This window comes from Stenotrophomonas beteli (assembly GCF_001431665.1).
GTDB classification, from domain to species: domain Bacteria; phylum Pseudomonadota; class Gammaproteobacteria; order Xanthomonadales; family Xanthomonadaceae; genus Stenotrophomonas; species Stenotrophomonas beteli.
The window spans coordinates 1-15,713 of sequence record NZ_LLXV01000027.1 but is presented as its reverse complement, the minus strand read 5'-3'; the positions used below and the strand labels follow the sequence as shown (position 1 = coordinate 15,713).

Sequence of the window (15,713 nt, the reverse complement as noted above, 5' to 3'; positions counted from 1 at the left end):
ACGAGGACTTCCCATGGACATCCGCCCCATCCTCAGCACCCTGCGCCGGCACAAGACCGCTGCCGCGCTGATCGTGCTTGAAATCGCCCTGACCTGCGCCATCGTCTGCAATGCCCTGTTCCTGGTCAGCCAGCGCGTGGAGCGCATCAGCCGGACCAGCGGCATGGCTGAAAACGAGCTGGTCCTGGTCCGCGTGACCGGCGTCGGCAAGCAGACCAATGCCGCCGCCCGTACCCGCGAGGACCTGGCATCGCTGCGCGCCATCCCCGGGGTCACCGCGGTCAGCGTGATCAACCAGGTGCCGTTCCGCAACAGTTCGTCCAACACCAGCATCTCGCGCGAAATGAACCAGGAACGGCCGACGGCCAGCGTCGGCATGTACACGTTCTCCGAAGACGCGTTGCGCACGCTGGGCCTCAACCTGGTTGCCGGCCGCGACTTCCAGCCGGCCGAGTACTTCGACTTCGAGAACCTGAGCAAGGCCAACGGCACGCCGGTGATCCTCAGCCAGGCCGCCGCGCACAAGATGGCGCCGGACGGCAATGCGCTGGGCAAGACGTACTACATGGGCAAGCAGACGGTGAACGTGATCGGCATCGTCGATACGCTGGCCACGCCCAATGGCTGGGGCAACAACTGGGATGACACCATGATCATGCCGGTGCGCCACGTCTTCGGCGACGGCATCTACATGCTGCGCACCGATCCTGCGCGCCGCGATGAGGTGCTCAAGGCCGCCCTGGCCGCATTGGACCGTAACGATCCCAACCGCCTGATCCGCGAGAAGCAGTCGTTCACCGACCAGCGCGAGGACTTCTTCAAGAACGACCGGGCAATGGTCGGCCTGCTGATCACCGTCTGCGTGGCGCTGCTGGTGGTCACTGCGCTTGGCATCGTCGGGCTGGCCAGCTTCTGGGTGCAGCAGCGCAGCAAGCAGATCGGCATCCGCCGCGCACTCGGTGCCACCCGTGGCCAGATCCTGCGCTACTTCCAGACCGAGAACTTCCTGCTGGCCACGCTGGGCATCGTGCTGGGCATGCTGGCCGCCTACGCGATCAACCTGGCACTGATGAACCTGTACGAGCTGCCGCGCATGCCGCTGCTGTACCTGCCGCTGGGCGCCCTGCTGCTGTGGACGTTGGGCCAGATTGCAGTGTTCGGGCCGGCCCGGCGTGCGGCGGCGGTGCCGCCGGCAGTCGCTACGCGAGGCGCCTGAGATGCGCGCCTGCACGATGGTACTGATGCTGCTTCTGCCGCTGCCGGCGCTGGCCGGCGGTGGCAGCGCGCAGACGCTGGAATGGCGCCAGGACGAAGCGCGGCTGTCGCTGCGCTCGACCGAGGGCCAGGTACATGTGGAGATGGCCAAACCGGAGGGACGCTTCGGCGTGCGCCGCGGTGACCGCATCCTGCGCGTGGACGATGTCGCCGTGCGCCAGGTCGAGCATCTGAGCGAGGCCCTGCGCCAGACCACCGCACCGACCGTGTACCTGTTGCTGCGCCGCGACAAGCGCGAGCTGACGGTGCCGGTGGACGCGGCCGCCTGGCGCCTGGCGCTGGTCGCACCACCGCCGCCACCGCCGCCACCGCCTCCGGCGCCGCTGCGCTGAGCAACGCGCCCTGCACGGGCGTTGGTTTGGCTATGCTTGATGGGTGGCGCCGGGCTCTCCCGGCGCCTGCACGCGAACGGCTCCAACGGCGCCGCCCATCCCTTTCCGCAGAACTGCTTGATGCCTTCGATCCTGATCATCGACGACAACGCCAGCGTGGGCACCGCCCTGGACGTGCTGTTCTCCCTGCATGACATCGACACCCTGCAGGCGCAGACCCCGGCCGATGGCCTGGCGCTGCTCGAATCGCAGCCGGTCGACCTGGTGATCCAGGACATGAACTTCAGCGAGGACACCACCTCCGGTGAAGAAGGCGAGGCGCTGTTCGCACAGATCCGCGCGCGCCACCCGGACCTGCCGGTGATCCTGCTCACCGCCTGGACTCATCTGAGCAGTGCGGTCGACCTGGTCAAGGCCGGCGCGGCCGACTACCTGGCCAAGCCCTGGGACGACCGCAAGCTGCTGACCACGGTCAACAACCTGCTGGAACTGTCCGAGGCACGCCGCGAGCTGGACCGCCGTCGCTCGCGCGAACTGCGCCAGCGCAACGCGTTGGAGCAAAAGTACGACCTGTGCGGTGCCGTGGTCGCCGATCCGGCCAGTGAACGCGTGATCACCCTGGCCTGCCAGGTCGCACGCTCGGAACTGCCAGTGCTGATCACCGGCCCCAACGGTGCCGGCAAGGAGAAGATCGCGCAGATCATCCAGGCCAACTCGCTGGTCGCCAAAGGGGCATTCGTGGCGGTCAACTGCGGCGCACTGCCATCGGAGCTGATCGAAGCCGAACTGTTCGGTGCCGAGGCTGGCGCCTACACCGGCGCCAACAAGGCACGCGAAGGCAAGTTCGAAGCGGCCGACGGCGGCACGCTGTTCCTGGATGAGATCGGCAACCTGTCGCTGGGCGGGCAGATGAAGCTGTTGCGTGTACTGGAAACCGGGCGCTTCGAGCGCCTGGGCTCCAACCGCGAGCGCCAGGTCAAGGTGCGCGTGGTCAGTGCGACCAATGCCGACCTGCCGGCGATGATCCGCGATGGCAGCTTCCGCGAGGACCTCTACTACCGGCTCAACACCGTGGAGCTGGTGTTGCCGCCGCTGGCCGAGCGCCCCGGTGACATCGTGCCGTTGGCCGAGCGCTTCCTGACCGCAGGCAAGCCGCTGTCCAGCGCCGCCATCGCCGCGCTGCAGCGGCATCCGTGGCCCGGCAATGTGCGCGAGCTGCGCAATGTGATCCAGCGCGCCGAGCTGCTGGCCACCGGCAACCGCATCGAAGTGGCCGACCTGAATCTGCCGCGGGCGCCTGCGCCGCCCCGGCCTGCGCCCAGTGCGGGCAATGATCCCGACCGTGCGCGCATCGAGGACGTACTGGCGCGCAATCACGGCGTCATCGCCCAGGCCGCAGCCGAACTTGGCCTGAGCCGTCAGGCGCTGTACCGGCGCATGGATCGCCACGGTATTCCGCGCGAATGAAGCGGCGCTCGTTCACCTTCCGCCTGTTCCTTCGCCTGCTGCCGGTGCTGGCACTGGCTGCCGCGTTGCCCTGGCTGCTGGCGTACTGGATGGACCACGGCTGGGTGGTTACCACGGTTTCGGCACTGATCCTGCTGTTGCTGATGTGGTGGACACTGCGCCGCGCCACCGCGCCGGTACGTTCGCTGATGCGCGCCTTGTCCGGCACCACCAGCAGCTACCGCGATGGCGAGTACAACTTCGGCGTGCACTGGCCCGGCAACGATGAGCTGGGCGACCTGGTGCAGGCCCACCGTGAGCTGGGCGATGTACTGCGCGCGCAACGGCAGGGCCTGGTGCAACGCGAGCTGCTGCTGGACACCATGGTGCAGAACACGCCGGTGGCGATGCTGCTGATCGCTTCTGGCGGCGATGGCATTTCGCGCGTGGTGTTTTCCAACCTGGCTGCACGCAAGCTGCTGCATGGGGGCTGGAAGCTGGAAGGCCAACGCCTGGACGATGTGCTGGAGCAGGTGCCGGTGGAACTGCGTGATGCCATCGCCCGTGGCGGTGACAGCCTGTTCGCGGTGCATGCCGAAGGCGAGGATGCCGATGAGGACGACGAGCAGGTCTATCACCTCTCGCGCCGGGCGTTCCAGCTCAACGGGCGCCCGCATGACCTGCTGCTGGTGCGCCTGCTCACCGCCGAACTGCGCCGCCAGGAAGTGCAGACGTGGAAGAAGGTGATCCGGGTCATCAGCCATGAGCTGAACAATTCGCTGGCGCCGATCGCCTCGCTGGCCCATTCCGGCGGCGTGCTGGTGCAGCGCGAACGTTTCGACCGGCTGCCGGAAATCTTCACCACCATCGAAGACCGTGCGCGCCACCTGGAGGGCTTCATCCGCGGCTATGCGCGCTTTGCCAAGCTGCCACAGCCGCAGCTGCAGACCGTGCACTGGGCGCCGTTCCTGTCCAGCCTGCGCCAGCAGATTCCGTTCGGCATGGAGCGCGAGCCGGACGAGGAACTGAGCAGCCGCATCGACATCGCGCAGTTCGGGCAGGCGCTGTTGAACCTGCTGAAGAATGCGCACGAGGCCTGTGCCGAAGCCGAACCACCCAACGATGACGTGCAGGTTCAGCTGACACGGCTGCCGCAATGGCTGCGGCTGGATGTGCTTGACCGTGGCAAGGGCATGAACGAGCAGGTGCTGCAGAACGCGTTGATGCCGTTCTATTCGACCAAGCGCAATGGCACCGGGCTGGGGCTGGCGTTGACGCGCGAGATCGTGGAGGCACACGGCGGGCGCGTATCACTGCAGAACCGCGCCGACGGTGGGTTGTGCGTGTCGATCCTGTTGCCGGTGGGTTGAGCGGCAACGGGGTTGACGGTAGCCGCCTACCTTGGTCGGCCTGTCGGTAGATCCACGCCATGCGCGGATATGCCGGCCAAGGCCGGCAACTACCAGACGCGCCGCATCACCACGCGCAGATGCATTGGAAATCCCAGCGCGGCCTCTTCGGCCATCAGCGCGCGCAGGCCATCGCTCCACCGCGTCTCGGGCACCACCTCGAATCCTTCGCTGGCATAGAAAGGCGCATTCCAGGGCACGTCGGACAACGTAGTCAGCACCGCTGCTGCGTAGCCGCCGGTCCTGGCCTGTGCCAATGCATGGCGTAACAACGCGCGGCCATGACCGCGGCGCGCATGCGCTGGATCCACATCCATCTGCAGGACATGGAACTCGCCTGCCAGTTCGCCGGCCAGCAGGTAGCCGGCAATGCCGCCGCCGGCGCCATCCACCACCCAGAGCTGCCCACGCTCAAGGCCGTCCTGCAGCGTCGGCAGGTCCAGGCCATGCCCGGCGAACACCGGATAGGCCTCATGGCCCCTCAACACCTCGCCGGCGCGCTGCTCGATGCCGGGCAGCACACCGAGTTCATCGGCGCGGGGAATGCGGGGCTCAGGACTTCTTGAGCGGGCGCTTCCAGCCATCGATGGTTTCCTGTCGGGCACGTGCCAGTGTCAGTTTGCCGTCCGGCGCGTTGCGGGTGATGACCGAACCGGCGGCAATGGTCGCGCCGTCGCCAATGGTCACCGGTGCCACCAGCGAGCTGTTGGAGCCGATGAACGCGTTGTCGCCGATGGTGGTGGTCGACTTGTTCACGCCATCGTAGTTGCAGGTGATGGTGCCAGCGCCGATGTTCACCTTGCTGCCGATCACCGCATCGCCCAGGTAGGTGAGGTGATTGGCCTTGCTACCGACACCCAGCGTGACCTTCTTGGTCTCGACGAAGTTGCCGACGTGCACGCCATCGGCCAGCACGGTGCCCGGTCGCAGGCGCGCGAACGGGCCGATCTGCGCGGCACCCTCGGTAACTACACCCTCCAGATCGCAGTGCGCACGCACGTCGGTGCCCGGCCCCAGGTTGACGTCCTTCAGGCGGTTGAATGGACCGATGGTGACGCCATCAGCGAGCACGATGTTGCCCTCCAGCACCACGTCGACGTCGATCAGCACGTCGCTGCCGACGGTGACGGTACCGCGGATATCCAGCCGCGCCGGATCACGCACGCGCGCGCCCTGCGCGCACAGTGCACGCACCGCGCGGCGCTGCCAGGCACGCTCCAGCTGCGCCAGCTGCCAGGGATCATTGGCCCCTTCCGCTTCCTGCGGGTCGGCGACCAGCGCCATCTCGGCCGGGGTGTACTCATGGGCGGCGAAGGCGAACACGTCGGTCAGGTAATACTCGCCCTGCGCGTTGCCGTTGGACAGCTGCGACAGCCAGCGGCGCAGCGCGGTCGATTCCGCGGCGATGATGCCGGTGTTGATGATGCGTACGCGCAGCTGCTCGTCGCTGGCATCCTTCTGCTCGACGATCGCACCGACCTTGCCCTCGGCATCGCGCAGCACGCGACCATAGCCGGTCGGGTCAGCCACCTCGGCCACCAGCACCGCCAGCCGGCCCGGCTGCGCCAGCAGGTCGCGCAGCGTCTGCGCGCGGATCAACGGCACGTCACCGTACAGCACCAGCACCTGCGCGGCATCGGGCACCTGCGGCATCGCCTGTGCGACCGCATGGCCGGTACCGAGCTGCTGCGCCTGTTCAGCCCATTGCAGATCCTGCTGGCCAGCGAAGTACTGGCGCACGGCTTCGCCGCCGTGGCCGTAGACCACGTGGATCGCCGCCGGGTCCAGCTGGCGCGCCGCAGCGATCACGTGTGCCAGCATCGGCTCGCCGGCAATCGGCTGCAGCACCTTCGGCAACACCGACTTCATGCGCTTGCCGGCGCCGGCGGCGAGGATGATGACGTGCAGGGGTTGGGTCATGGCAACAGCGGTCCGTGGGTCGTTGCCGATGATTCTAGAGCGTGGGCCGTTAACATGGGCATCCCTCCTCCTCTTCAGACCTGCCGATGAGCCTCGTCCGCCAGGGAAGCGCCTACCTCGTCATCGGGCTCGTGCAGCTGCTGGTGGACTGGCTGGTGTTCGTGCTCGCCACCGCGCTGGGCATGCCGGTGGCACCGGCCAACATCACCGGGCGCCTGGCCGGCATGCTGCTGGGCTTCTGGCTCAACGGCCGCTACACCTTTGCCGAGGCCGGCAGCCATCGGCTGGGCTGGAAGCGTTTTGCCCGCTTCTTCGTGCTCTGGCTGCTGATGACCGCGGCAAGCACGCTGCTGGTGAGCCTGGTCGATCATGCCCTCGGACTGCAGTACACCTGGCTGGCCAAGCCGCTGGTGGAAGGCGGGCTGGCCTGCGTGTCGTTCCTGCTGATGCGCTATGTGGTGTATCGCTGATACGAGGCGGGATCCGGATCGGCACGCAAGTCGGTGCTGCCCCGCCAGACAAACAAAAACGCCGGCACAGGGCCGGCGTTCTCGTGGATGCAGCGCGTGAACCTCAGTGCTTGAGGGTCTTGCGCAGGCGTTCCAGCGCCTGCAGCTGGACAACGGCTTCAGCCAGCTTCTGCTGGGCTTCGGCCACTTCCATCGCTTCGCCACGGTTGGCCAGGATGCGCTCGGCTTCTTCCTTGGCCTTGCGGACCGAGGCTTCGTCGATGTCCTGCGCGCGGATCGCGGTGTCGGCCAGCACGGTCACCACCTGCGGCTGCACTTCCAGGATGCCGCCGGAAATGGCGAAATCCAGCTGCTCGCCATTCGGCGTGGTCACTACCACCTTGCCCGGCTTCAGGCGGGTGATCAGCGGCGCGTGCTTGGGCGCGATGCCCAGTTCGCCCAGCTCACCGGTGGCCACGACCAGGGTCGCTTCGCCACGGAAGATTTCCTGCTCGGCGCTGACGATGTCGCAACGGATCGTGCTCATGCAAATCTCTTCGCTGTTCGCGGCGGCGCAATGCCACCGTGGGGGTCCACCGGCGCGGGCGGTTGCCCGGCACCGGCGTCAGGTCGGGCAGGATCGCTCCCGCCCGTCCCGGATCAGGCCTTCTCGGCCATCTTCTTGGCCTTCTCGACCGCTTCTTCGATGCCGCCGACCATGTAGAACGCCTGCTCCGGCAGGTGGTCGTACTCGCCATCGACGATGGCCTTGAAGCCACGGATGGTGTCCTTCAGCGGCACGTACTTGCCCGGCGAACCGGTGAACACTTCGGCCACGTGGAACGGCTGGCTGAAGAAGCGCTCGATCTTGCGGGCGCGCGACACGGCCTGCTTGTCTTCTTCGGACAGTTCGTCCATGCCCAGGATGGCGATGATGTCCTTCAGTTCCTTGTACTTCTGCAGGGTCTGCTGGACGCGCTGGGCGGTGTCGTAGTGCTCGTGGCCGATGACCAGCGGGTCCATCTGGCGGCTGGTGGAGTCCAGCGGATCGACGGCCGGGTAGATACCCAGCGAGGCGATCGAACGCGACAGGGTGACGGTCGAGTCCAGGTGGGCGAAGGTGGTCGCCGGCGACGGGTCGGTCAGGTCGTCCGCGGGAACGTAGACGGCCTGGATCGAGGTGATCGAGCCATTCTTGGTCGAGGTGATGCGCTCCTGCAGGACGCCCATTTCCTCGGCCAGGGTCGGCTGGTAACCCACGGCGGACGGCATGCGGCCCAGCAGTGCCGACACTTCGGTACCGGCCAGGGTGTAGCGGTAGATGTTGTCGACGAACAGCAGGACGTCCTTGCCCTTGCCGTTTTCGTCCTTCTCATCGCGGAAGTACTCGGCCATGGTCAGGCCGGTCAGGGCGACGCGCAGACGGTTGCCCGGCGGCTCGTTCATCTGGCCGTACACCATCGCCACCTTGTCCAGGACGTTGGAGTCCTTCATTTCGTGGTAGAAGTCGTTGCCCTCACGGGTACGCTCACCCACGCCGGCGAACACGGACAGACCGCTGTGCGCCTTGGCGATGTTGTTGATCAGCTCCATCATGTTGACGGTCTTGCCGACGCCGGCGCCGCCGAACAGGCCGACCTTGCCGCCCTTGGCGAACGGACACATCAGGTCGATGACCTTGATGCCGGTTTCCAGCAGTTCGGTGGCCGGGGACTGGTCTTCATACGACGGCGCAGCGCGGTGGATTTCCCAGTTGTCGCTGGCGGCCACCGGGCCGGCTTCGTCGATCGGACGGCCCAGCACGTCCATGATGCGGCCCAGGGTGCCGGCGCCGACCGGCACCGAGATGCCACGGCCGGTGTTGACGGCAACCAGGTTGCGCTTCAGGCCGTCGGTGGAACCGAGGGCGATGGTACGCACCACGCCGTCGCCCAGCTGCTGCTGGACTTCGAGGGTGATTTCGGTGTTCTCGACCTTCAGCGCGTCGTACACCTTCGGCACCGACTCACGCGGGAATTCGACGTCGACGACCGCGCCGATGATCTGAACGATCTTGCCCTGACTCATTGCTGCATCCTCTAATGTGTGCTTTGAACGAACGCGGTCAGACTGCTGCCGCGCCGCCGACGATTTCGGAGATTTCCTGGGTGATCGCTGCCTGGCGCGCCTTGTTGTAGACGAGCTGCAGGGTGCCGATCAGCTTGTTGGCGTTGTCGCTCGCCGCCTTCATCGCAACCATGCGTGCCGCATGCTCGGAGGCGACGTTTTCCAGCAGTGCCTGGTACACCAGCGATTCGATGTAACGCGTCATCACATGCTCGAGCACGGTCGCGGCATCGGGTTCGTACAGGTAATCCCAGTCGTGGTGAGCGACCTGCTTTTCAGCCGGCGGCAGCGGCAGCAGCTGATCGAAGCTGGCCTTCTGCGTCATGGTGTTCACGAAGCGGTTGTAGACCAGGTACACGCGGTCGACCTTGCCTTCGGTGAAGGCGTCGAGCATGACCTTGATCACACCGATCAGCGATTCCAGCTTGGGCACGTCGCCGATGTGGGTCACGCTGCCGACCATGTTGACCTTCACGCGGCGGAAGAAGGTCGAAGCCTTCTGGCCGATGGTCACCAGGTCCACTTCGGCCCCCTTGTCCTGCCATGCCTTGGCTTCGCCCAGCATCTTGCGGAACAGGTTGTTGTTCAGGCCGCCGGCCAGGCCGCGATCGGAGGAGATCACGATGAAGCCGACCCGCTTGACCTGCTCGCGCTCGACCAGGAACGGATGCTGGTAGTCGGTGCTGGCCTGGGCCAGATGACCGATCACCTGCTTCATCGCCTGCGCGTACGGACGCGAGGTCTTCATCCGATCCTGCGCCTTGCGGATCTTGGAGGCCGAGACCATTTCCAGGGCGCGCGTCACCTTGCGGGTGTTCTGCACGCTCTTGATCTTGGTTTTGATTTCGCGTCCGCTTGCCATCTCTTGTTTCCCGTGGCGCGGGGCGGTTGCCCCGCGTTGTTCAACCGTTTGTCATCTGGTCCAGCGGAGCCTGGGGCTCCGCTCTACAGGACCGCGATTACCAGCTGCCGGTGGTCTTGAACTCGGCGATGCCCTTCTTGAAGGCACCTTCGATGTCGTTGTCCCAACCGCCGGTGGCGTTGACCTTGCTGACCAGCTCGCCCTGGGTGTTGGCGAAGTGGGCGTGCAGGCCTTCTTCGAACGCCAGCAGCTTGTTGACCGGCACGTCGTCGAGGTAACCCTCGTTGACGGCGTAGATCGACAGCGCCTGGTTGGCGATCGACATCGGCGCGTACTGCTTCTGCTTCATCAGCTCGGTGACGCGCTGGCCACGCTCCAGCTGCTTGCGGGTCGCTTCGTCCAGGTCCGAGGCGAACTGCGCGAACGCAGCCAGCTCACGGTACTGGGCCAGCGAGATACGGATGCCGCCCGACAGCTTCTTGATGATCTTGGTCTGGGCCGAGCCACCGACGCGCGACACCGAGATACCGGCGTTCACGGCCGGGCGGATGCCGGCGTTGAACAGGTCGGTTTCCAGGAAGATCTGGCCGTCGGTGATCGAGATCACGTTGGTCGGAACGAAGGCGGACACGTCGCCGGCCTGGGTTTCGATGATCGGCAGCGCGGTCAGCGAACCGGTCTTGCCGGTGACCTTGCCTTCGGTGAACTTCTCGACGTATTCCTCGGACACGCGGGCCGCACGTTCCAGCAGGCGCGAGTGCAGGTAGAACACGTCACCCGGGTAGGCTTCACGGCCCGGCGGGCGCTTCAGCAGCAGCGAGATCTGGCGGTAGGCCACGGCCTGCTTGGACAGATCGTCGTACACGATCAGCGCGTCTTCGCCGCGGTCCATGAAGTACTCACCCATGGTGCAGCCCGAGTAGGCGCTGATGTACTGCATCGCAGCCGATTCGGAAGCGGTGGCGGCCACCACGATGGTGTGGGCCAGCGCGCCGTTCTCTTCCAGCTTGCGCACGATGTTGGCGATGGTCGAAGCCTTCTGGCCGATCGCAACGTACACGCACTTGATGCCGGTGCCCTTCTGGTTGATCACCGCATCGATGGCCATCGCGGTCTTGCCGGTCTGGCGGTCACCGATGATCAGCTCGCGCTGGCCACGGCCGATCGGGATCATCGCGTCGACCGACTTGTAACCGGTCTGCACCGGCTGGTCGACCGACTTGCGCCAGATCACGCCCGGCGCAACACGCTCCACCGGAGCGGTCAGCTCGGTGCCCAGCGGGCCCTTGCCGTCGATCGGCTCGCCCAGCGCGTTCACGACGCGGCCCAGCAGTTCCGGACCGACCGGCACTTCCAGGATGCGGCCGGTGGTCTTGGCGACGTCGCCTTCGCGCAGGTGCTCGTAGTCACCCAGCACCACGGCGCCGACCGAGTCGCGCTCCAGGTTCAGGGCCAGGGCGAAGGTGTTGTTCGGCAGTTCGATCATTTCGCCCTGCATCACGTCGGCCAGACCGAAGATGCGCACGATGCCGTCGGACACGCTGGTCACGGTGCCTTCGTTGCGCGATTCCGCGGCCAGCTTGACCTTCTCGATGCGGTTCTTGATCAGTTCGCTGATTTCGGAGGGGTTGAGCGTGGTTGCCATCGTCAAGTCCTAGTGCCGGCAGCGGGGCCGGACGTTAAATGAATTCAGTTAGCGAGCGCGGTCTGCAGACGGGCCAGCTTGCCCTTCAGCGAACCATCGATGACCACGTCGCCGGCGTCGATCACGGCGCCGCCGATCAGCGAGGCATCGACCGCGGTGGTCACGTCGACCTCGCGGTTGAAGCGCTTGCGCAGCGCGACCTTGATCGCATCCAGCTCAGCGGCCGACAGCTCGGCGGCCGAGGTCACCGTGGCCTTGACCACGTGCTCGGCTTCGGCGCGCAGGGCGTCGAACATGCCGGAGATTTCCGGCAGCAGCGGCAGACGATGCGATTCGGCCAGGATGGCCAGGAAGCGCGAGTAGGTCTCGCCGTGCGACACCGGCGCCAGCAGGGCGACGGCGTCGTCACGACCCAGCTCCGGGTTGGCGAGCAGGGCCGCCACGCGCGGGTCGGCGGCGACGTGGGCGGAGAACGCCAGGGCGTCCGACCACGGCGCGAACGCGCCTTCGTCGCGCGCGGTCGCGAACGCGGCGCGGGCGTACGGGCGGGCAAGCGTGAGGGCCTGGCTCATCCTTAGATCTCCGAGGCCAGCTCGTCGAGCAGCGCCTTGTGGGCGTTGGCGTCGATTTCGCGCTTGAGCAGCTTTTCGGCACCGGTCACGGCCAGCGCGGATACCTGCTTGCGCAGATCTTCGCGGGCACGGTTGGCGGCGGCGTCGATTTCAGCCTGGGCCAGTTCTTTCTGGCGGGTGGCTTCGGTGATCGCTTCGTTGCGGGCGGCATCGACGATCTGATTGGCGCGCGCGTGGGCCTGATCGATGATCTCGTTGGCCTTGGTGCGGGCTTCCTTCAGCGCTTCGTTGACCTTCTCCTGCGCCTGGGCCAGATCTTTCTGGCTGCGGTCGGCAGCAGCGAGGCCTTCAGCAATCTTCTGCTGGCGCTCTTCGATCGCGTTCATCAGCGGCGGCCAGATCTTGGTCGCGATGATCCAGATCAGACCAGCGAAGGCGAGCGCCTGCGCAAGAAGGGTGAAATTGATATTCATGGTTAGCTCGATCGCTGGTTTCGGGGTGGACGCGCCGCCGTAGCGGCGCATCCGGCCTTCATCCGAAACCGGGTGCATCAGCACCCGGTCGTCTCAAACCGCTGTATCAGCCGGCCAGAGCCTTGGTGACGGCGCCAGCAAAGGCAGCCGACAGCGGGTTGGCGAAGGCCAGCAGCAGGCCGACGGCGACCGAGATGATGAACGCGGCGTCGATCAGGCCGGCGGTGATGAACATGCGGACCTGCAGGACCGGGATCAGTTCCGGCTGGCGGGCGGCCGACTCCAGGAACTTACCAGCCATGATGGCCAGACCCAGACCGGCGCCCAGCGCGGCCAGGCCGATCATGATGCCGACGGCAAGGGCGGTGGAGCTCTGAATCTGCGCGAAGTTGGTCAGGACGGCGAAGTACATGGTTATCTCCAGGAACTTAAGTTGCTAAGGGTGATGAAACGGATGAAGGTTGAAACGCGTTGAAGCTTGAAACGTCAGTGAGCGTCTTCCGACAGGCTCAGGTACACGATCGACAGCATCATGAAGATGAAGGCCTGCAGCGGGATCACCAGCAGGTGGAACAGCATCCAGCCGAGGCCGAACGCACCACCGGCAATGGCACCGAAGAAACCGGCACCACCCAGCACCCAGATCAGCAGGAACACGATTTCGCCGCCGAACATGTTGCCGAACAGTCGCATCGCCAGCGAGATCGGCTTGCTCAGCCACTCGACGATGTTGAGGATCAGGTTGAACGGCATCATCCACTTGCCGAACGGCGCCGTCAGGAATTCCTTGATGAAACCGCCCAGGCCCTTCGCACGCAGGGCGAAGAACAGCATCAGGAAGAACACGCTGAAGGCCATGCCGAGGGTGGCGTTGACGTCAGCGGTCGGCACCGGCTTCCAGTAGTGGATACCGGCCATCTCCAGCGGCTTGGCGATGAAGTCGGCCGGGATCATCTTCAGCAGATTCATCAGCAGAATCCAGAAGAAGATGGTGATGGCGATCGGCGTGACCAGCTTGCTCTTGCCGTGGTAGGTGTCCTTGGCCTGGCGGTCGACGAACTCCAGGCAGATTTCCACGAAGGCCTGCCACTTGCCCGGCACGCCGGCGGTGGCCTTGCGGGTGCCCAGCCAGAAGGCAACCACGATCACCAGGCCCATCAGGACCGCAGTGAGGAAGGTATCGACGTGGATATGCCAGAACATACCCTCACCCTTGCCGACCGGAGCGGTCAGGTTCTGCAGGTGATGCTGGATGTAGCTGGTAGGGGTTAGAGCCTCGCCCGCCATGTGTCCGGAACCTTAGTTATTTGAATTTTTGTCAACGCCTGGCCATGGCCAGGACCTGGAACATCAGGCCGACGGCGATACCGGCCAACAGCGCCAGTGCAGGCAGCTTGAAGACCAGGAACCCCACCAGCAGGACGCCGAAAACGACTACCCACTTGGCCACGATCGCGACGATCAGCCGCGCCATCGCCGAACCCGCCGCCACCGCCCCGCCACTGAGCGCCATTCGAGCCGCAACCCAGCCGCCGGCCGAAATGGCCACACCGGACGCCAGCGCGCCGAGGGCATATTTCGGACCCACCAGCAGGAAGGCCAGGGCCAGGACAGCGACCGCGGCCAGCGGGTAGACCGCGGCGCGCAGCATCAGTCGCCGACCCGCATCAACGGAGTTCAGCACAGGACGTCCCGCGTGGTTGCAAGTGGATGGCTGAGGCGGCTACAGCAGGGGGGCCTCATCGAGCCGCCAAATTATAGCAATGGGACAATTTGCGAGACAACCGCTCCCTGTTCATCCCTGAAGGCCGCAAGTTGCGGTAACGGTTACATTTTTGCGTTCCGCCCCGGGGACAATGACGTCCGTGTCATGTTGCGGCGCAATATTAAACTTTGGTCGCAGGCGACGGAACTTTCGCCGACAGCGCCGGTCCGATCATTCGACCTGCCTGCAGCATCCTCGTCGGCTCCACCCCCGCAGGTCCCAGGATGGCCCCGAAGCCCGTCTCCGGGGCCATCTTTTTGCACCATCGCGACAGCGCTGAACCGTCCACATGACGTGGACCATACGTTCACGGATGGTGGACGCCGGCGTCCGGCACAGTGGTCTTCATTCTGATGAACCCCTGCAAGGACTCTTCGATGCGCCCCGTACCCACCCTGCTCGCCTTCTCCCTGCTCGCCGCCGGCGCTTCGTTCGCCAATGCCGCCCACGCCGCCGAAGGCGATGACCGCTTTGCCCTGCGCCTGGGTGCGATGAACATCGACTCGGACAACACGCTCCGCGGCAAGACCAATGTCGCCGGCCAGGACATCGGCTTCTCCGAGGACTTCAAGCTGGGTGGCAAGGAGTGGGAGCCGCGCATCGACGGCATGTTCCGTATCAGCAACCGCCAGCGCCTGCTGTTCAACTACTTCAAGTACGACAAGGACCGCCGCGAGACCCTGGGCCAGGACATCTCCTTCGGTGACGTCAACGTGCCATCCGGCAGCTTCGTGAAGGGCGAGCTGAAGTACCAGGTGGCCAGCCTGGTCTATGACTACTCGGTGGTGGACACCGATACCTTCGACCTCGGCCTGCAGCTGGGTGCCGAGTACGCCAAGGTCAGCACCAAGGCCTACGCCGATCTGGGCACTGTCTACGAAGGCCAGTTCCTCAACGAGAAGACCGACGGCGTGGCGCCGGTGGTGGGCGCACGGCTGAGCTTCACCCCGTCCGAGAAGTGGATGATCACCCTGCAGGGCCAGTACCTCAACACGCGCTGGGGCAGCTTCGACGACTACAAGGGCGACCTGAGCCGCGCCAACGCCATCGTCGATTACCGCTTCACCAAGAACTTCGGCGTGTTTGCCGGCTATGACTGGTTCAAGCTCGATGCGGACAAGAAGGGCAGCGATGGCACCATCGGCCTGAAGCAGGAATTCAAGGGCCCGGTGGCCGGCGTCAGCTTCGTGTTCTGATCCCTCGTCCCTTCCACGCTCTCTCTCCTGGCGCGGCCTCCGGAACATCGGGGCCGCGCTTTTTTGTGGGTTCCTGTCAGAAGAGCAGAAGCGGGTTGGTCGAGCGCTGGGGGGAGAGGGGCTTGCGTGCGAATGTCCCCCGGCGCCGGCCCGCAGCCGTCACCTCCTCCTTTACTTCGCACACAGCGCCCGCTCCCTCCGCGTGTCATGCATCCAGGCGGCCTGAGCACCGGCTCTCGACTATCCGCAAGCCGAGCCGCTGC

Annotated in this window: 17 protein-coding genes; 6 read left to right on the top strand and 11 right to left on the bottom strand. The window is 65.5% G+C overall.

From position 1 onward, the window contains the following. Nucleotides 1–13 precede the first annotated feature (13 nt). The 4 genes from ARC23_RS06740 to ARC23_RS06725 all read left to right on the top strand — a co-directional run bounded on the left by ARC23_RS06740 (nucleotide 14) and on the right by ARC23_RS06725 (nucleotide 4,423). A complete protein-coding gene (locus ARC23_RS06740) occupies nucleotides 14–1,216 on the top strand; it encodes an ABC transporter permease (RefSeq protein WP_057496526.1) in 1,203 nt (400 codons plus the stop codon). A 16-nt stretch (nucleotides 1,217–1,232) separates the two neighbouring features. Continuing rightward, on the top strand, nucleotides 1,233–1,607 hold the full coding sequence (locus tag ARC23_RS06735; RefSeq protein WP_203226345.1) for a PDZ domain-containing protein: 375 nt from the start codon (nucleotides 1,233–1,235) through the stop codon (nucleotides 1,605–1,607). 120 nt (nucleotides 1,608–1,727) lie between these two features. Continuing rightward, nucleotides 1,728–3,074 (top strand): sigma-54-dependent transcriptional regulator, encoded by a 1,347-nt coding sequence (locus tag ARC23_RS06730; RefSeq protein ID WP_057496610.1) that lies wholly within the window; start codon nucleotides 1,728–1,730, stop codon nucleotides 3,072–3,074. Continuing rightward, nucleotides 3,071–4,423, top strand: a complete 1,353-nt coding sequence (locus tag ARC23_RS06725; protein WP_057496524.1) for a sensor histidine kinase — start codon at nucleotides 3,071–3,073, stop codon at nucleotides 4,421–4,423. Before ARC23_RS06730 ends, ARC23_RS06725 begins: the two co-directional genes overlap by 4 nt. A gap of 89 nt (nucleotides 4,424–4,512) precedes the next feature. Here ARC23_RS06725 and ARC23_RS06720 read toward each other — a convergent pair whose 3' ends face one another. Together ARC23_RS06720 and glmU are read right to left on the bottom strand one after the other, a co-directional pair. Beyond that, nucleotides 4,513–5,046: a GNAT family N-acetyltransferase gene (locus tag ARC23_RS06720; protein ID WP_057496523.1), complete on the bottom strand. Its 534-nt coding sequence runs from the start codon at nucleotides 5,044–5,046 to the stop codon at nucleotides 4,513–4,515. Beyond that, nucleotides 5,015–6,382 (bottom strand): bifunctional UDP-N-acetylglucosamine diphosphorylase/glucosamine-1-phosphate N-acetyltransferase GlmU, encoded by a 1,368-nt coding sequence (glmU, locus tag ARC23_RS06715; protein WP_057496522.1) that lies wholly within the window; start codon nucleotides 6,380–6,382, stop codon nucleotides 5,015–5,017. The genes ARC23_RS06720 and glmU overlap by 32 nt, the downstream gene beginning before the upstream one ends. 86 nt (nucleotides 6,383–6,468) lie before the next feature. Between glmU and ARC23_RS06710 the strand changes: the two genes are divergently transcribed. Next, nucleotides 6,469–6,852: a GtrA family protein gene (locus tag ARC23_RS06710; RefSeq protein ID WP_057496520.1), complete on the top strand. Its 384-nt coding sequence runs from the start codon at nucleotides 6,469–6,471 to the stop codon at nucleotides 6,850–6,852. A 103-nt stretch (nucleotides 6,853–6,955) separates the two neighbouring features. Here the strand turns inward: ARC23_RS06710 and ARC23_RS06705 are convergent, their stop codons facing one another. From ARC23_RS06705 to ARC23_RS06665, 9 genes are all read right to left on the bottom strand, one after another. Further along, complete coding sequence (locus tag ARC23_RS06705; RefSeq protein WP_005411127.1) at nucleotides 6,956–7,378, bottom strand: F0F1 ATP synthase subunit epsilon; 423 nt, start codon at nucleotides 7,376–7,378, stop codon at nucleotides 6,956–6,958. 113 nt (nucleotides 7,379–7,491) lie between these two features. Next, nucleotides 7,492–8,898 (bottom strand): F0F1 ATP synthase subunit beta, encoded by a 1,407-nt coding sequence (atpD, locus tag ARC23_RS06700; RefSeq protein ID WP_005419510.1) that lies wholly within the window; start codon nucleotides 8,896–8,898, stop codon nucleotides 7,492–7,494. A 37-nt stretch (nucleotides 8,899–8,935) separates the two neighbouring features. Next, nucleotides 8,936–9,799, bottom strand: a complete 864-nt coding sequence (gene atpG, locus ARC23_RS06695) for a F0F1 ATP synthase subunit gamma (protein ID WP_006471334.1) — start codon at nucleotides 9,797–9,799, stop codon at nucleotides 8,936–8,938. 97 nt (nucleotides 9,800–9,896) lie between these two features. Further along, complete coding sequence (gene atpA / locus ARC23_RS06690; protein WP_049461479.1) at nucleotides 9,897–11,444, bottom strand: F0F1 ATP synthase subunit alpha; 1,548 nt, start codon at nucleotides 11,442–11,444, stop codon at nucleotides 9,897–9,899. Between the two features lie 44 nt (nucleotides 11,445–11,488). Then, on the bottom strand, nucleotides 11,489–12,016 hold the full coding sequence (locus ARC23_RS06685) for a F0F1 ATP synthase subunit delta (RefSeq protein WP_049461482.1): 528 nt from the start codon (nucleotides 12,014–12,016) through the stop codon (nucleotides 11,489–11,491). Nucleotides 12,017–12,018: 2 nt separating this feature from the next. Further along, nucleotides 12,019–12,489, bottom strand: a complete 471-nt coding sequence (locus tag ARC23_RS06680; RefSeq protein ID WP_005419512.1) for a F0F1 ATP synthase subunit B — start codon at nucleotides 12,487–12,489, stop codon at nucleotides 12,019–12,021. A gap of 106 nt (nucleotides 12,490–12,595) precedes the next feature. Further along, nucleotides 12,596–12,901 carry a F0F1 ATP synthase subunit C gene (gene atpE / locus ARC23_RS06675; protein ID WP_005411133.1) on the bottom strand — a complete coding sequence of 102 codons (306 nt, stop codon included), beginning with the start codon at nucleotides 12,899–12,901 and terminating at the stop codon, nucleotides 12,596–12,598. 74 nt (nucleotides 12,902–12,975) lie between these two features. Further along, nucleotides 12,976–13,776 (bottom strand): F0F1 ATP synthase subunit A, encoded by an 801-nt coding sequence (gene atpB, locus ARC23_RS06670; RefSeq protein WP_057496519.1) that lies wholly within the window; start codon nucleotides 13,774–13,776, stop codon nucleotides 12,976–12,978. Nucleotides 13,777–13,807: 31 nt separating this feature from the next. Further along, the gene (locus ARC23_RS06665; RefSeq protein WP_181358707.1) at nucleotides 13,808–14,173 is read right to left on the bottom strand and encodes a hypothetical protein; all 366 of its coding nucleotides are present in this window, start codon (nucleotides 14,171–14,173) and stop codon (nucleotides 13,808–13,810) included. A gap of 458 nt (nucleotides 14,174–14,631) precedes the next feature. Between ARC23_RS06665 and ARC23_RS06660 the strand changes: the two genes are divergently transcribed. Next, nucleotides 14,632–15,450: a hypothetical protein gene (locus ARC23_RS06660; protein ID WP_057496517.1), complete on the top strand. Its 819-nt coding sequence runs from the start codon at nucleotides 14,632–14,634 to the stop codon at nucleotides 15,448–15,450. The last annotated feature ends 263 nt before the right edge of the window (nucleotides 15,451–15,713 follow it).

What these genes read in the sequence shown, in the direction of transcription:
- ARC23_RS06740 (WP_057496526.1), top strand. Translation starts at nt 14, where the DNA reads ATGGACATCCGCCCCATCCTCAGCACCCTGCGCCGGCACAAGACCGCT.
- ARC23_RS06735 (WP_203226345.1), top strand. Translation starts at nt 1,233, where the DNA reads ATGGTACTGATGCTGCTTCTGCCGCTGCCGGCGCTGGCCGGCGGTGGC.
- ARC23_RS06730 (WP_057496610.1), top strand. Translation starts at nt 1,728, where the DNA reads ATGCCTTCGATCCTGATCATCGACGACAACGCCAGCGTGGGCACCGCC.
- ARC23_RS06725 (WP_057496524.1), top strand. Translation starts at nt 3,071, where the DNA reads ATGAAGCGGCGCTCGTTCACCTTCCGCCTGTTCCTTCGCCTGCTGCCG.
- ARC23_RS06720 (WP_057496523.1), bottom strand. Translation starts at nt 5,046, where the DNA reads ATGGCTGGAAGCGCCCGCTCAAGAAGTCCTGAGCCCCGCATTCCCCGC.
- glmU (WP_057496522.1), bottom strand. Translation starts at nt 6,382, where the DNA reads ATGACCCAACCCCTGCACGTCATCATCCTCGCCGCCGGCGCCGGCAAG.
- ARC23_RS06710 (WP_057496520.1), top strand. Translation starts at nt 6,469, where the DNA reads ATGAGCCTCGTCCGCCAGGGAAGCGCCTACCTCGTCATCGGGCTCGTG.
- ARC23_RS06705 (WP_005411127.1), bottom strand. Translation starts at nt 7,378, where the DNA reads ATGAGCACGATCCGTTGCGACATCGTCAGCGCCGAGCAGGAAATCTTC.
- atpD (WP_005419510.1), bottom strand. Translation starts at nt 8,898, where the DNA reads ATGAGTCAGGGCAAGATCGTTCAGATCATCGGCGCGGTCGTCGACGTC.
- atpG (WP_006471334.1), bottom strand. Translation starts at nt 9,799, where the DNA reads ATGGCAAGCGGACGCGAAATCAAAACCAAGATCAAGAGCGTGCAGAAC.
- atpA (WP_049461479.1), bottom strand. Translation starts at nt 11,444, where the DNA reads ATGGCAACCACGCTCAACCCCTCCGAAATCAGCGAACTGATCAAGAAC.
- ARC23_RS06685 (WP_049461482.1), bottom strand. Translation starts at nt 12,016, where the DNA reads ATGAGCCAGGCCCTCACGCTTGCCCGCCCGTACGCCCGCGCCGCGTTC.
- ARC23_RS06680 (WP_005419512.1), bottom strand. Translation starts at nt 12,489, where the DNA reads ATGAATATCAATTTCACCCTTCTTGCGCAGGCGCTCGCCTTCGCTGGT.
- atpE (WP_005411133.1), bottom strand. Translation starts at nt 12,901, where the DNA reads ATGTACTTCGCCGTCCTGACCAACTTCGCGCAGATTCAGAGCTCCACC.
- atpB (WP_057496519.1), bottom strand. Translation starts at nt 13,776, where the DNA reads ATGGCGGGCGAGGCTCTAACCCCTACCAGCTACATCCAGCATCACCTG.
- ARC23_RS06660 (WP_057496517.1), top strand. Translation starts at nt 14,632, where the DNA reads ATGCGCCCCGTACCCACCCTGCTCGCCTTCTCCCTGCTCGCCGCCGGC.